A 654-nucleotide genomic window follows, 5' to 3' on the forward strand; every position below is an offset into this window, starting at 1 on the left:
GGGTGTTGCGAACCATGAACTTCAACTCGGAGGTCTCACCACGCACCAGCTCCGTGGCAGGGACCTCGAGCGCCGACACCGAACCGAGAGCGCCCGGGATCGAGACCGGAGCGCTGCCCGCGGTCTGGAAGTTGCCTGCAGAGGACACGCCCGAGTAGACGAAGCCGAGCTTGTTGTCGGGCACGTCGAGGGCGTCGGCGGCCGTCTCGACCTTGACCGTGTACTCGTAGTCTCGGTCCGCTACAGCGGTGATGCCGTGGTCGCTGTTGTCGAGGGTCAGGGTCTTCCCGTCGTTCGAGACGACGCCCTCCTTGAGGTCGTAGCCATCCCAGACCAACCAGCCGTCCGCGGTCGTGGCCTTGTACCGGCTCGACGCCGTCGCCTGCTCGGGGAACGTCGTCCCCTCCGGTGCGGTCAGCACCACCTTGGGCGCGAAGCCCAGGTGCTCCTGGGTGTTGCGAACCATGAACTTCAACTCGGAGGTCTCACCACGCACCAGCTCCGTGGCCGGGACCTCGAGCGCCGAGACGGACCCGAAAGCGCCCGGGATCGAGACCGGAGCGCTGCCCGCGGTCTGGAAGTAGCCTGCAGCGGACACGCCCGAGTAGACGAAGCCGAGCTTGTTGTCGGGCACGTCGAGGGCGTCGGCGGCCG

General features: G+C 67.4%; 1 protein-coding gene. It reads right to left on the reverse strand.

The annotated features are described in order from the left end of the window. Window positions 1-634: hypothetical protein (locus tag IFT51_RS14735; protein ID WP_192061842.1), on the reverse strand; the 634-nt coding region annotated here is incomplete at its 3' end. Between the last annotated feature and the right edge of the window lie 20 nt (window positions 635-654).

Origin of the sequence: Frigoribacterium sp. CFBP 13712, assembly GCF_014842255.1 — a bacterium.
In the GTDB taxonomy this organism is placed as follows: Bacteria; Actinomycetota; Actinomycetes; order Actinomycetales; family Microbacteriaceae; genus Frigoribacterium.